Genomic DNA, 13,111 nt, shown 5'->3' on the forward strand with positions numbered 1-13,111 from the left:
GGGTCCCGCGCAACGGGACTACTTCTTCTTGCGCAGGGCCCTGACGATCTTGTCCTTCGTCGCGTTCGCCGCCGGGGCCTTGGTGGTGGGCGCCGGAGCCGCGGGCGTCATCACCTGCTTGTTGTTGCCGCTGGCCACCGGCTTGCCACCGGCGCGAGCCCGCATCGCCTTCAGCAGCTGCATCTCAATGACGAGCAGCTCGTCGCCAAGCTCCTCGTTGTCACCCGCCGCGCGGGGAAGGGGAGCACGGGTGCTGGAAGCGCCGGCACCGTGCCGCATGCGCAGAACCTTCTCCTCCTCGGCCGCCAGCGTGCGCGTCTTCTCCAACGCCGCCTTGACCTCCTTGGCCGTCACCGTGCTACTTCCGACCTTGCGCTCCATCGCCGCTCCCTTGCTGTGCCGCCCGCTGAACGCCCGTACATGTCGGACGCGTCCGAGCCGCAACCGTCGAGGATTGTAGAGGACGCAAGAGTGAGCGCAAATTTTCTTCCAACAGGTCGCTGCCGGGATGTAGCGCCAGGACCCTCCCGCTACAGGCGGAAACCGAGCCCCAGGTACCCTGAAGTCAGAGCCTGCCGTTCACCGGAGAACGGGTCTCCCCCGGCGGAGAAGTTCTGGTACCGGGCCTCGGCGGACAGGAAGAGCTGCCCTCCCAGCTCCACCCCCACCCCGCCGCACAGCTCCGCCCCCACCTGCAGGGCGCGAGACGCGGCGACGTCCTCCTTGTCGTGGGCCATCAGCAGGCTGGCGCCCACGCCCAGATAGGGCCGCACGCGCAGGGGGCCGGACGGGGTGATGCGGATGGACATGGGCGTGGCCTCGGTGCGCCGGCGGCTGGAGGCCACGTGGCCGCCCACCTCCATCACCGAGAAGCCCCGCCGGTAGCCCCAGGCCACCCCCGCGCTGTAGCCCGACTCCCGGGCCCCGTCCGTGTCCGTCATCACGTACGCCCCCACCGGCGCCACGGTGACGCCCAGGTTGCGCAGGGGCGGCTCCGCCCGCACCACGGGGGCGAAGAGGCCAGCCAGACAGCTGAGGAGGAAGGCGGGACGGCGCATGGCCCCACCGTTGAGCAAGGGACACGCCACGCCCCGGGCCCAATGAAGTCGGGCGCTTGCGAGGCTCGAAGGGGGGCCCGCCACCCGTGTCCGGGCGCGCCCGTCAGGGCAGGCGAGCAACCTCCTTCACGACTGTGCAGGGCCCCGCGCCGGGCGGGCCTGCCGCACACATGACGCGAGGGCCAGGGGCGCGACGCACCCGTGGCCGCCGTGTCGGGTCCTCGAATCAGGTGCCCTCTTCGTCCTCGGGCTCGGGCGGGGCGTCCTGGGCGGGCTTGTCCTTCTCGGCGCCCTCGGGCTTCTTGCGCTCGATGCCGAAGGCGTCCAGCGCGTCGGCGATGCCCTGGGGCTTGTCGGCGTCCGGCAGGAAGTCCTGGGGCGGCTGGAGCTTGGGGTCATTGCCCAGCTCGGTGAGGGCGGACTCCAGCGTCATGCGCAGCTCGGCGGCCTCCGGCGTCTTCTCCGCGGGCACGCCGATGCGTCCGTCCAGCCGGGCCTTGAGGACCACGGAGGTGGCGGCGTCCACCAGCACCTCGCCGTCCAGCGAGCGCGGCACGCGGTGGGCGAAGAAGTTGGCGCGGCGGCGGGTCGTCTCGTCGGCGCCGCTCTTCGCGGCAATCATCGCGGGCAGCGGACGGGACGCCTCACCCTCCGAGGCGGGGGCGAGCGTCACGTCGTAGCGCCACGCGGTGCGGCCCTCGTACGTGACGGTGCCGTTGGGGGTGAGCTTGAGGCGCCCCTGGAAGAGGTTGTCGAAGTCCCGGATGGCGCCCGTGAGCTCCGTGCGGGTGCGCTCGGCCATGCCGCGGTCGCGGAGGCGCTGGCGGAACGGGCCGTAGCGGTTGCGGGCGAACACCTGGCCGCCCACGCGCATGACCTCCAGGCCCTGGTCCCTCGAGTTCTCCAGCACGCCGTGGAAGTCACCGGCGACGCCACCGGGGCCGGCGCGGAAGGTGCGCGTCTCGGTGAGCTTCACCGGGTTGGACTCGGCGGCGGACCACTCGTAGCCCAGGGTGGACTGGAAGCGGTGGGGCCCCAGCCGCTCGGTCACCTCGGCGGCGTCCATGCCCAGGATGCGGCGGGCCACCCGCGGGTTGCTCGCGACGTCCTCGGGGGGCAGCTTCTCCTTGGCGGACGCCACGGCCTTGGGCGGGTCCTCCGGCGAGAAGATGCGCGCCTTGGCCGCCTTGTCGACCGGGTCGGAACAGCCCACGGCGGCCAGCGCCAGGGCGAGGGTGAAGGCGGACTTCTTCAGACGGCTCACGACTCCTCCAGAGGGGTACGACAGGGTCGGCAAGTTACGTGGGGCATACAGGAGCGGCAAGCAGTGGCTTGCGTGCGGCCGTGCAAGGGATAGAACGCCCAACTCATGCAGAACCTGCGCGACAAGTTGTTGAAGGCGGGCCTCGTCACCGAGGAACAGACCAAGAAGGTGGAGTCGAAGCCCAGCCAGGCGGAAGCCCGGCGGCCCGCTCCCCCGGAGGGCGGTCGTCCAGGCGGAAACCGTTCCGCCCCCCCGCGTGACGAGAACCGGACACATGGTGGCCCGCCCCCCCGCGAGGGGGGTGGCCGTCGAGAAGGCGGTGGCCGGCCACCTCCGGGCGGAGGCGGTCGCTCCGGCCCGGGTGGTGGTGGCGGACGCTTCGGTCCTGGCGGCGGTGGCCGGCCAGCGGGCGGAGGCGGTGCGCCGCGCTACGGCGGAGGGCCCCCGCAGGGACGCCCGGCGCCCGTGGCGGAGAAGGCCATCCCCAAGCTGCCGCCGATGCCGGGCTCCAAGGCCTACCAGCGCGCGGAGTCCAAGAAGCAGGTGGAGCTGGACCGGGCGCTGCGCGAGCTGGTGCTCGGGTCGCAGATTCCCGTCGAGCCGGGCGAGACGACGTTCTACTTCATGACCCGCAAGGGCAAGCTGCGGCGGCTGGAGCTGAGCCCCGCGCAGGCGAAGCAGCTCGAGGAGGGTGAGCTGGGCGTGGTGGAGCGCCCGGAGCCCGCTCAAATCGAGCACTCGCTGGTGCCCGCCGCGGCCGCGGAGCAGATGTACGCGCTGTCGAAGAAGGCCGTGCGCTTCTTCAACCGCAAGGACAACCCCGTCGGCTTCATGAACGAGGACGACCTCAAGGCCCAGCAGGCCGCCGAGGCCGCCGGCACCGCGCCCGACCTGTCCGACGAGCCCGAGGGCGACGAGGGTGGTGAGGGTGAGGGCGCCTCCGAGGGTGAAGGCGCCTCCGAGGCCGAGGCTCCCGCCGAAGCCGCCGCCGAGCAGAAGCCCGAGGGCGGCACCGAGGGCGGCAACACCTGACCGGGACTCCCGGCAACACCCTACCCTCCCCTGCCTGAGTCCGGGGGAGGGTGTGGGCCCTGGCCACACCGGGGCCCTGGCTGACACCGTGCACCGTGCGTGCGGCTGATGGCCGCCAGCAGGTCCGTCGAAGAGCCCCGCTCAACTCCCTGCCAGCACGGGGGTTAGCATCGGGCAGCCATGGACTCTCTGTACCTGAAGATGCTGCCGGTCTTCTTCGTCGTGTCGGGGCTGGTGAAGGCGGTGCCCGTGACGGTGGGCTGGGCGCTGGGGCGCACCCGCCTGGCGGAGCGCTTTCGCGTCTACCGGCGCTCGCTGGCACCGGGGCAGCTTCGCAGCGAGGCCCGCGCGGCCGTGGGCGTGGTGCTGTGCGACGCGCTGCTCATCACCGCGTTCCGCGCCGCCTTCGAGCGCCAGATTGCGCCCTTCAGCCTGGGCGCGTCGCTGCTCACCTTCGCGTGGATGTTCGTGGGCTTCGAGGTGTGGTTCTACGTGTCGCACCGGCTGCTGCACACGCGCGCGCTCTACCGCTTCCACGCGCAGCACCACGTGGCGCAGGTGACGGACCCGCTCACGTCGCTGTCCTTCTCCATGGTGGAGCGGCTGGTGCTGATGGGCGGCGGGTTCGGCCTGGTCATCCTGGCCATGCAGGTGATGCCCGTCACGCAGGTGGGCATCATGGCGTACATCCTCACCAACTACGCGCTCAACGTCTTCGGGCACGGCAACACGGAGTGGCTGCCCGAGCGCTTCGTCGCCTCCCCCGCCGGGCGCCTCTTCTTCACGCCCACGTTCCACGCCCTGCACCACGCGCGCTACCAGGGCCACTATGGCCTGTTCACTCCCATCCTGGACCGGTGGCTGGGCACGGCCTTCGACGACTACGCCGAGGTCCACGGCCTCGCCCGGCGCGGACTGGGACTGGAGCGAATCGGCGAGCGCGTTCGCTCTGCGAAACAGCCCGCCTCGCTGGTCCCCACGCCCACGTCCACCACCGGCACGGCGTGAGCGAGCCTTGATGCCGACGCCGAAGCCCGGCGCTAGGCTGCCGGGCCATGACGACGACCCAGAAGACGGTGGTGGTGACTGGCGCGAGCCGGGGTATCGGCCGTGCCCTGGCGCTGGCTTTCGCCCGTGAGGGCTACGGCGTGTGGGCGCTGGCCCGCAACGCGGATGCGCTGACGTCGCTGCGCAGCGAGGGTGGCGACCGCATCCGCCCGCACGCGGTGGACGTGGCGGACGAGGCGGCCCTGCTCGCGGTCAGCAAGAGCATCCTCGCGGAGGGCGCGCCCCGCGTGCTGGTGAACAACGCGGGCATCACCGTGTCCGCGCCGCTGACGAAGACGCGCACGGAGGACCTGGCGCGGGTGATGGCCGTCAACGTCACGGCGCCCTTCATCCTCTGCCGCGAGCTGATGCCCGCCATGGCCCAGGCCGGTGGCGGCCGCGTCATCAACATCGGCTCCATGGCCTCGGTGCGCGGCATGAAGTACACGTCGGCGTACTGCGCGTCCAAGCACGCGCTGCTGGGGCTGACGCGCGCGCTGGCGGCGGAGTACGCGAAGAAGCACGTGACGGTGAACGTGGTGAACCCGGGCTGGGTGGAGACGGACATGTTCACCTCGGCGACCGGCGCCATCACCAAGACGACGGGCCGCACGGAGGAGCAGGCGCGCGAGGCGCTGGCGTCCATGAACGCCATGGGCCGCATCATCCAGCCCGAGGAGGTCGCCGCGCTCTGCCTCTTCCTCGCCTCGGAGGCGGCCGGCGGCATCACCGGCGCGGCCTACGCCATCGACGGCGGCGAGCTGGGCTGAGACTTCACTCCCATTCCGCCTGACTGGCTGCCGGGCCGCCACTCGCGGCCGGGCAGGTTGCGCCCCAGGCCCCCCGTTCACAGTGTCCGCCATCCCCGAATGGCAGCGGGGTTCGCGGTCAGGAGGCGGGCGTGAGGCAGCTGTGGGCGGTGGTGCTGGGCGTGGGGCTGTGGGGCTGCGCGGTGGAGGACGGTGGCGAAGCACTCGCGACGGACGCGGAGGCGCCAGCCGTCACCGCCCCCGAGCTGCCCGCGGAGGACGCTCCTTCATCCGATGAACCCGTGCAGCCGCAGCCCTCTCTCGAGGAGCCCGGCCCTCTCGGAACCTGCTCGGGCCCGGACGGCACGGCGCGCCTGGCGTGGAGCTACGAGGCCGCGTGGGACGTCACCATGGACTTCCGCGGGACGATGGACGCGGATGGCCACACGTACTGGACGGAGTGTGAGAGCGCGTACTGGTCGGACGAGGACCCGGGCCAGCTCGACTGCCAGCTCGTGTCCGCCACGCGCGACGGCGCCATCCGCTACCGCATCGCGCAGCCACCGCCCGGCCAGCGGGCCACGCACGCGGTGGACGCCGAGCGCGTCTACCTGACGGCGGGGTACGCCACCCTGTCCGCCCACGCCCGCGCGGATGGCCGGCAGCTGTGGAGCGTCCCGCTCGGCGAGCTGCGCACCGGTGACGCGCTGGAGCGCTACTCGCTGCGCGTCGACTCCGTCGTGCTCAGTCCGCCGTATGTGCTGGCGGTGGTGCGCCACACCCTCGCGGACGCGGACGGGAAGAACCTGCTGGTGGCCGTGCACGCGGACACGGGCGCGGTGGCGTGGAAGGCGCTGACGCCGGCCCTGCAGTCGCCCCTGGTGGTGGACGCGGCGGGCAACGTCTACGGCGGCTCCGTCGACGAGGCCCTCCCGGAGACGACGCTCTTCTCGTACTCGGCGGACGGCGCGCTCCGCTGGAGCACGCGCCGCGCCGGGGTGCTGCGGCCCACGGCGGTGGATGGCGGGACGCTGCTGCTGAACCGCTCCGAGCTGCTGGACGCGTCTCGGGGCACGCCGCTCGCCACGCTGGCCACGGCGACGCCGTCCCCTCCTCCGTACGCGCTGGGGCGCTCCACCTCCCTCTTCGGCCGCGCGGCCTTCCAGGAGGGGCGCGTGCTCGTCCTTCCCGACCTGCCGTGCGAAGGGAAGGGCTGTCCGACGCAGCGCCATCCCGGTGACACGTTCCTCTACGGGCTGGACCCGGTGGACGGCTCCGTGCGCTGGCACCGCGCGGTGGGCGCCTGGCCCATGTCACCGCTGCTCACCCGGCGCGACTCGCTGCTGCTGGTGGACCGCCCGGTGGATGCGGAGTGCGAGCTGTACGGCTGCACCGGGGACGACTCGCACTACGGCTCGTACCTGCGCGAGCTGGACCTGGACGGGCGCGAGCTGTCCGCCTGCGCGCTGCCCGGCGATGCGCCCTACATCACCCCGCCCGCGCTGCACGGGGGCCGCGTGGTGCTGGGCGCGTGGACGAGCTGGAGCGCGGACAACGACTGGACGCAGCGGCTGAGCATCCGCGCGTTCGACCTGGCCGTGCCCACCGAGCCCGCCGCCTCCGGCTGGGTGTGCGCGGGCGGCGGCAATGCGCGCTCGGGCAGCGCCGAGGTGCCACCCCGGAGCGCTCGGGCCCGGTAGCGAGCGCCCGGACGGGGCGCTCAGACCTGGTACTGGCTGATGATGGCGCTCAGCTCCTGGGACGCGGCGGAGAGCTGGATGGCGGACTGGTCCGTGGCGGCCATGCGGTCGACAATCTGGTCCGCCAGGTCGGCCATGGAGCTGAGGGCCATGAACAGCTCCGCGATGCCGGCGTCCTGCTGGCTGACGGCCTCGGCGATGCTGCGCACCGTCTGACCGTTGTTCTGGATGATGCCGGCCAGCGAGCGGAGGCTCTCTCCCGCCGCGCGCACCTGCTCCAGTCCCCCCTCCACCTCGCGCGCACCGCCCTCGCTGGTGCGCACGGCGTCGGAGATGGCCCGGCCGATGTCGCCGAGGATGGACTGCACCCGCGTGGTGGCGCCCGCGGACTGGTCCGCCAGCGAGCGCATCTGCCTCGCCACCACCGCGAAGGAGCGGCCCGCGTCGCCGCTGCGCGCCGCCTCGATGGAGGCATTGAGGGCCAGCACGTTGGACTGGTCCGCCAGGTCCTTCACCGTGCGGGTGATGTCGCCCACCTGCCGCGTGCGCTGGTGCAGCTCGGCGATGGTGCGGCCAATCGTCTCCACGTGCGAGCGGATGTGCGTGAGCCCGCCCACGCTGCCGGACACCGCGGCCTCGCCCGCCGCGCCGAACCCGCTGGCCTTCTCCGCCTCGCGCTGGATGGCCTCCACCCGCTTCGCCGCCGCCCGTGACGCCTCCTGGAGCTGCTGCGCCGCCAGCTGCGTCTCGTGCAGCGCAATCGCCTGCTGCGACACCGCCTCGTTCTGCACCGACGCGGAGTCGGTGAGCTGCGTGGAGGCGGACTCGAGGTGCTCGGCCGAGTTGCGCAGCGCCAGCAGCAGCTCGCGCAGCCGCGACATCAGCGCCACGAAGGACGCGGCGAGCTGGCCCACCTCGTCCTGCGAGCGTACCTCCAGCGTGCCGCGAAAGTCGCCCTCGGCCACCATGCGGGCCGTGGTGGCGGTGAGCTGGCGCAGCGGAGCCAGCAGCCACCGCGCGAGCAGGAAGGCCGCGCCCCCCGTGCCCAGCGCGAGCAGGAGGCCCAGCGCGACGATGAGCCACAGCGAGGAGCGGAAGCGCGCGGACTCCGCCCGGACGTCTCGCACCAGCACCAGGCTCAAGCCCGGAGCCACTTCCGGCCGGCGCAGCATGAGCTTCGTGCCCTGCACCGTCACCACGCCCTCCGAGTCCGCCCGGTCCGCCGCGACTTGCAGCGCCTCGGGCGTCACGGCGTCCAGCGCCTGCGCCACGGGCTGCGCTCCCACGGCGAGCAGGCCCTGCAGTCCGCGCTCCTGCGCCAGCAGCTCCAGCAGCACCGGGCCCAGCCGGTTGCCCACCACCAGGTGGCCCACGGCGCGCCCGTCCACCTCCAGGCGCCGCGACACGGCCCGGTAGGGCACATCTCCCAAGGCGAGCACGCCAGGAGCCGAGCCCCGCAGCAGCGCGTCCAGCCCGGCCACGGGGGCCGCGGGGCTGACCGCGCGCACGCCCCCTTCCAGGCTGGCGTAGAGGAGCAGGTCCACGCCGAGCAGCTCGCGCTGCGCGTCGACGGCGGCCTGGAGGGAGTCGCCGACCGGACCGGGCACGGCGGCGCGGGAGAGGGACACCAGCAGGCGGTCCTCCTGCGCCAGGCGGCGGGTCCACGCGGCTTCATCCCGCTCGAGGAGGTGGCTCAGGGACTCATCCGACCAGGAGCCCAGGGAGAGACCCGTGAGCGTGACGCCCACGAGGGTGAGTCCCAGGACGACGAGGGTGATGGCCGCGGAGAGACGTGCGGCAAGGCTGTGCATCATTCGCGGCGAAGCCAGGGGGAATGGCGGGTCGGGGAACCCGGGGGAGACCCGTACACTACCCTGACGGGCCTGCCCTGTTGAATGGGGAGTACCGATCTCCAACTTCAGGGAAGCGGTGGCGTCGATGACCCGGCCGCCAGGTGGAATGTGTGAGGTCGTCCCCCCGCGCACGATGTGAACGGTGGCCCGGCTCGAGTGGGGCCATGCGCCGGACCGTCGACACTGCCCGCGCGGCCGCCTTGACGGGATGGCCCCGCCGCGTGTCTTCGTCCTCCCATGCCCCCGTCCACGCTCCTGCCGGCCCTGGCCCTGCTCGTCCTCGCTCCCAGTGTGCTCCGGGCCCAGGAGAAGGTCGGCGAGGCCCGGGCGAAGGCGGACCCGGCCTTCACGTCGCGCAACTTCGGCAACCTGCGCGTCGGCGGCTCCACGGCCAACGACAACGGCCGGCCGGAGCTGTGCCTTGAGCTGTCTCCGGTGTCCTTCCTCTCCGTGGAAGGCTGTGGCACGGGCAGTGGATTCCTCCATGGCGACCCGGAGCCGGAGGTGGCGCACTTCCGGACGAAGCTGCGGCTGCTGTCCTTCGACGTGGAGGGCTGGGGCACCCTGCAGCCCTTCGTGGCCGCGGGCCTCGCCGAGGCGCAGGTGGGCGAGGACGACCTGGGCCTGCAGCTGGGCGGCACGGACGCGCGCCGCGTGTCCACGGCGGGGCCGGAGCTGGGCCTGGGGCTGCGCTTCCTGCGGCCGCTGGCCTCCGGCTTCGAGCTGGTGGGCGACTTCAACGTGGGCATGGCCTGGCTGCCACATGCCCCGGACCTGGTGAAGCCCGGGGACACGTGGCTGCCTTCCGCCAGCCTCTCACTCGGCGTGGGCTTCTAGCGCCCGCCGCCGTGCGCCTCACGCGTCGGCGACGCGCAGCACCACCGCGGTGATGTTGTCCTTGCCGCCGGCCTCGTACGCGTCGGCGACGAGCGCGTCGCACGCCTCGCGCGCGGAGGACAGCGTCAGGCGCCGCAGCAGCCCCTCCACGCCCAGCGGCTCATAGAGCCCGTCCGAGCACAGCAGGAACACGTCGCCGGGCTCCGTGCGCAGCCGCTGCACCGTGGGCTCCGCGTTGTCCGTGCCCAGGGCCCGGGTGATGAGGTGGCGGAAGTTGCCCGCCCCACCCGGCGGCTCCATGCCGGCGTCGCGCAGCTCCTCGATGAGCGAGTGGTCCCGCGTCAGCGACTCCAGCGTGCCCGCGCGCAGCCGGTACAGCCGGCTGTCACCCACGTGGGCCACGGCCGCGCCGTGCTCGCCCACCGCCAGTGCCACCACCGTGGAGGCCATCTCCCGCAGCCGGCCCACGCGCTGCGCCTGCAGGTTGCGCTGCGCCAGCGCCGAGCACGCGGAGAGCAGGTTCTCTTCCCTGCTGCGCGCCGGGTCCGGCACCGTGGGCCACGTCGAGTCACGGTCCTGCCCGAGCCGCAGCCCGAAGCCCGCGAAGGTATCCACGACACACCGGCTGGCGACTTCGCCACCCTCTTGCCCGCCGAGCCCGTCCGCCACCACGAACAGGCCCAGTTCCGGCAGGACGCAGTATGCGTCCTCGTTGTGCGGCCGCCGACCGATGTGGCTCTGTCCCGCGCTGTCCATTCTCATGACTGCCTCCTCGGGCCTCTCCCCAGCAAGCGTGAGGCCAGCGCCCGCCCCCCGGTGGGCACTCACCATGGAATACTCCTGAGAGGGGGGGTCCAGGGGAGTGAGTGCCATGAGACCCCGACATCACCGCCGCACCCGTCCAGTGGACGACGCTGGGACCGCCCTCCAGCAACCACTCAGCCGCCCGGGCGTGGAGTGCCCCCCACACTCCGTATGAGCTGAAACCACAAACCCATCCAGGCTCCCGGGCGGCGAGAAGTCCAGGCCGTGGACTTCGATATTCCGAGCATCGACGGAATGAGCGGCCTGCTCGCTGACGCGTCAGGCCCGCGTGAAAAACGGCGCCGGCGCGGGGGCTCCTGGCAACTTTCCCGCGGACCGGACGACAATTCCGATGCGGCCTGGACTGCGTGCCGCACGAGGTGCGCGATGTCCTCCATCCGCCGTGTGCTCTCTGGCATCTCCAGCTCCATCGCCCGCGCCCGGATGAACGTGGACGTGGAGCCCGTGACGCCGCTCACCCCGGGCGAGCCGCTGGAGCCCGTGGCCCCGGTGCGGCGTGGCTTCTCCGACGAGAGCGACTTCCAGGCGGACGTGGATGACCTGGGCACGTCGCTCGAGGCGCACGCGCCCCACCTGACGGGCGCCGCCTCCGCACCGGGCCTGTCGGGGACGCCGGGCGCGGCGGGCACGCCCACGCCCGCCCAGCTGCGCGTCTTCTCCGGTGAGAGCTCGTTCGAGAGCTCCTTCGAGTCCGCGACGCCGCGCTACGCGCAGCTGCTGGGCTCGCAGCTTCCGTCGTCGCTCGGCGCGCCCCGCGAGGCGGGAGGTGGCGTGGCGCCGCTCGGAGCGGAGCGCGGCTCGGGTGGACGCGACATGAATGACCTGCTCTCGCCCGAGGCGGCGGAGTGGGAGCTGCAGAACCTGGACACCTCCACCCCCAGCGTGGTGGAGCCGGAGGACCTGCTCTTCATGCTGGACCCGCCCGGCACCTCGGGCCCCGGGGACGCCGCGCTGGAGCTGGGACTCGAGGACGTCTTCGAGGAGGCGCCGCTCGCGGGCAACACGCGCGCGCCCTCGATGGAGACGCCGGAGGGCGTGGGCGGCATCGACGACGTGTCGATGGAAGACGCGTACGCGGCCCGGCTCGCCGAGCGCCGCGCCGCGCAGGAGCTGCTGGACCCCGCGGTGAGCCCCGCCGGAGCGGACGCGTTCCTCGCGGACACGAGCGACCTGGGCTCCCTGCTTCCCGAGGAGCCGTCCATGGGTGACGCGGCCCTGGCCGGCGTGCTCGGCCCGCTCGCCGCCAACCCCGCCGCCGCCGGCGTGCCCGTCTCCGCGGCGCTCGCGTCCCAGGGCGTGGACGTGGTGGCGGAGACGCTGGAGGTCGAGCCCGCGCAGGACAGCTCCGTCGTGGTGGACCCGTCCCTGCTGGAGAAATCCGAGGGCTGAGCCGCGCGCCCTCCCGTCGGCTCAGGGAGGCGTCACGTCGGCGGTGAGGGCGTCCAGGTGGGCCTCGGCCTCCTTCACGTCCCGGGTGAGCTCCTCCACGTAGCGCGTGCGCTCCTCGCTCTGCCACTCCGTGGGCGAGAAGACCGTCGGGGGGTAGTCGTTCGTCGTGTGCACGTACCCGCGCAGGGTCGTCATCAGCTCGCGGTCCGGGTCTCCGGACTCCTTGAGGAGGAAGCCCTCCACGTCGCGCAGCTTGAGCGGGAAGGTGGGCGACTCGTCCAGCACGAGGTTGCCGGCGACGGTGAGCTTCACCTCCTGCGTCCCCTCCCTCAGCTCCTCGTTGAAGGACACGTGCGCGAAGGGCACGCCGCTCTCGTCGTCCACGCGCCCCGCCACCACGTACCGTCCCGCCTTCCGGACATGGACCCCGAGCAGCAGCTGGAGCGAGCCTCCCTCCACCACCTCGCGCACCCTGCCGGTGAACTGGGCCGGAGGTGACGGCGTGTAGAGGATGTCGAAGAACGCGGTGCCCTCCGCCTTGCCCGAGCGCACGCGCACCGCCACCCGCAGCGTGCCGGAGAACATCGGGAAGCCCTGCTTGGACGGCTGGAAGCGGCCGGTGTACGTGCCGTCACCCGCGAGCGGGTCTCCTCCGCTGCCGTCGTCCAGGAAGGCCAGGGGCACCCCTTCGGCGCCCGCCCCACGCGTCATGTGCTCCGCCTCGCTCGCGGAGGCGGACACCACCTGGCAGGGCCGGGCCTGGCGCTGCGCGTCCTCGCAGCCGACGAGGAAGTGCACCGCCTCGCTGCCGACGACGAAGACGCGGTCCTGCTTCAGCCGCAGCTGCACGTCCGCGTTGTCGCGGCTGAGCGGGCGCGTGCGCTCCGGCTCGGGCAGCTCCATCTGGTCCACCTGCTCGCTGCTGGGGCGCGACTGCGGCGGGTAGCGCGTGGCGGACACGTACGTCTCCAGCGTCCGCTTCGCCCGCTCCAGCCGCTTCTCCCACAGCGTGCGCTCGGCCTCGCGCGCCGCGTCCTCGGGCGTGCGCGCCACGGCCGGCGTCGGCGCGGTGGCGCCAGGTCCAGGTCCAGGTCCAGGTCCAGGCGCGGCCCGCGCGGCCATGCCCTGTGCGGGGCCCCGGCCCGGTGCCGCTGGCGGCGCCCCGGCCCTCGCGGCCTCCTCCGTGGGAGGAGGAGGCTCGGGTGCCGCCTCCGTGCCGGCACCTCCGCTCCAGCTCCACCACCCCAGCAGGCCCAGCACCAGGGGAACGAGTGTGACGGCCCACCAGGCACGGCGGGCGCGGGAGGCGGGAGGCGGGACGGTGCCGGTCGGAGTCATGTGGCGTCAGGGCTCCAGC

Annotated in this window: 12 protein-coding genes; 6 read left to right on the top strand and 6 right to left on the bottom strand. The window is 73.0% G+C overall.

Features of this window, described 5'->3' with window-relative positions:
- Positions 1 to 18 precede the first annotated feature (18 nt).
- The 3 genes from LXT23_RS16390 to LXT23_RS16400 all read right to left on the bottom strand — a co-directional run bounded on the left by LXT23_RS16390 (position 19) and on the right by LXT23_RS16400 (position 2,322).
- Positions 19 to 381: a hypothetical protein gene (locus LXT23_RS16390; RefSeq protein ID WP_253981090.1), complete on the bottom strand. Its 363-nt coding sequence runs from the start codon at positions 379 to 381 to the stop codon at positions 19 to 21.
- Positions 382 to 530: 149 nt separating this feature from the next.
- Positions 531 to 1,058 carry a hypothetical protein gene (locus tag LXT23_RS16395; protein ID WP_253981091.1) on the bottom strand — a complete coding sequence of 176 codons (528 nt, stop codon included), beginning with the start codon at positions 1,056 to 1,058 and terminating at the stop codon, positions 531 to 533.
- A 226-nt stretch (positions 1,059 to 1,284) separates the two neighbouring features.
- Positions 1,285 to 2,322, bottom strand: a complete 1,038-nt coding sequence (locus tag LXT23_RS16400) for a hypothetical protein (protein WP_253981092.1) — start codon at positions 2,320 to 2,322, stop codon at positions 1,285 to 1,287.
- A gap of 465 nt (positions 2,323 to 2,787) precedes the next feature.
- On the opposite strand from LXT23_RS16400, the gene LXT23_RS16405 reads away from it, so the two are divergent.
- The 4 genes from LXT23_RS16405 to LXT23_RS16420 all read left to right on the top strand — a co-directional run bounded on the left by LXT23_RS16405 (position 2,788) and on the right by LXT23_RS16420 (position 6,850).
- On the top strand, positions 2,788 to 3,354 hold the full coding sequence (locus tag LXT23_RS16405) for a DUF2058 family protein (protein ID WP_253981093.1): 567 nt from the start codon (positions 2,788 to 2,790) through the stop codon (positions 3,352 to 3,354).
- Positions 3,355 to 3,534: 180 nt separating this feature from the next.
- Complete coding sequence (locus LXT23_RS16410; RefSeq protein ID WP_253981094.1) at positions 3,535 to 4,362, top strand: sterol desaturase family protein; 828 nt, start codon at positions 3,535 to 3,537, stop codon at positions 4,360 to 4,362.
- A gap of 47 nt (positions 4,363 to 4,409) precedes the next feature.
- Complete coding sequence (locus tag LXT23_RS16415; RefSeq protein WP_253981095.1) at positions 4,410 to 5,171, top strand: SDR family NAD(P)-dependent oxidoreductase; 762 nt, start codon at positions 4,410 to 4,412, stop codon at positions 5,169 to 5,171.
- A gap of 131 nt (positions 5,172 to 5,302) precedes the next feature.
- On the top strand, positions 5,303 to 6,850 hold the full coding sequence (locus LXT23_RS16420; RefSeq protein ID WP_253981096.1) for a PQQ-like beta-propeller repeat protein: 1,548 nt from the start codon (positions 5,303 to 5,305) through the stop codon (positions 6,848 to 6,850).
- A 20-nt stretch (positions 6,851 to 6,870) separates the two neighbouring features.
- Here LXT23_RS16420 and LXT23_RS16425 read toward each other — a convergent pair whose 3' ends face one another.
- The gene (locus tag LXT23_RS16425) at positions 6,871 to 8,664 is read right to left on the bottom strand and encodes a methyl-accepting chemotaxis protein (RefSeq protein WP_253981097.1); all 1,794 of its coding nucleotides are present in this window, start codon (positions 8,662 to 8,664) and stop codon (positions 6,871 to 6,873) included.
- Positions 8,665 to 8,940: 276 nt separating this feature from the next.
- On the opposite strand from LXT23_RS16425, the gene LXT23_RS16430 reads away from it, so the two are divergent.
- A complete protein-coding gene (locus LXT23_RS16430) occupies positions 8,941 to 9,540 on the top strand; it encodes a hypothetical protein (RefSeq protein WP_253981098.1) in 600 nt (199 codons plus the stop codon).
- Positions 9,541 to 9,558: 18 nt separating this feature from the next.
- Here the strand turns inward: LXT23_RS16430 and LXT23_RS16435 are convergent, their stop codons facing one another.
- A complete protein-coding gene (locus LXT23_RS16435; protein ID WP_253981099.1) occupies positions 9,559 to 10,302 on the bottom strand; it encodes a PP2C family protein-serine/threonine phosphatase in 744 nt (247 codons plus the stop codon).
- A gap of 429 nt (positions 10,303 to 10,731) precedes the next feature.
- Here LXT23_RS16435 and LXT23_RS16440 point away from each other — a divergent pair, with 429 nt between their 5' ends.
- Positions 10,732 to 11,754 carry a hypothetical protein gene (locus tag LXT23_RS16440; RefSeq protein ID WP_253981100.1) on the top strand — a complete coding sequence of 341 codons (1,023 nt, stop codon included), beginning with the start codon at positions 10,732 to 10,734 and terminating at the stop codon, positions 11,752 to 11,754.
- A gap of 21 nt (positions 11,755 to 11,775) precedes the next feature.
- Here LXT23_RS16440 and LXT23_RS16445 read toward each other — a convergent pair whose 3' ends face one another.
- A complete protein-coding gene (locus LXT23_RS16445) occupies positions 11,776 to 13,092 on the bottom strand; it encodes a choice-of-anchor X domain-containing protein (protein WP_253981101.1) in 1,317 nt (438 codons plus the stop codon).
- Between the last annotated feature and the right edge of the window lie 19 nt (positions 13,093 to 13,111).

Source organism: Pyxidicoccus xibeiensis (assembly GCF_024198175.1).
Taxonomy (GTDB): domain Bacteria; phylum Myxococcota; class Myxococcia; order Myxococcales; family Myxococcaceae; genus Myxococcus; species Myxococcus xibeiensis.

Excerpts from the sequence above, each read along its gene's own strand:
- LXT23_RS16390 (WP_253981090.1), bottom strand. The coding sequence starts at position 381 with ATGGAGCGCAAGGTCGGAAGTAGCACGGTGACGGCCAAGGAGGTCAAG.
- LXT23_RS16395 (WP_253981091.1), bottom strand. The coding sequence starts at position 1,058 with ATGCGCCGTCCCGCCTTCCTCCTCAGCTGTCTGGCTGGCCTCTTCGCC.
- LXT23_RS16410 (WP_253981094.1), top strand. The coding sequence starts at position 3,535 with ATGGACTCTCTGTACCTGAAGATGCTGCCGGTCTTCTTCGTCGTGTCG.
- LXT23_RS16415 (WP_253981095.1), top strand. The coding sequence starts at position 4,410 with ATGACGACGACCCAGAAGACGGTGGTGGTGACTGGCGCGAGCCGGGGT.
- LXT23_RS16425 (WP_253981097.1), bottom strand. The coding sequence starts at position 8,664 with ATGATGCACAGCCTTGCCGCACGTCTCTCCGCGGCCATCACCCTCGTC.
- LXT23_RS16430 (WP_253981098.1), top strand. The coding sequence starts at position 8,941 with ATGCCCCCGTCCACGCTCCTGCCGGCCCTGGCCCTGCTCGTCCTCGCT.
- LXT23_RS16435 (WP_253981099.1), bottom strand. The coding sequence starts at position 10,302 with ATGAGAATGGACAGCGCGGGACAGAGCCACATCGGTCGGCGGCCGCAC.
- LXT23_RS16440 (WP_253981100.1), top strand. The coding sequence starts at position 10,732 with ATGTCCTCCATCCGCCGTGTGCTCTCTGGCATCTCCAGCTCCATCGCC.
- LXT23_RS16445 (WP_253981101.1), bottom strand. The coding sequence starts at position 13,092 with ATGACTCCGACCGGCACCGTCCCGCCTCCCGCCTCCCGCGCCCGCCGT.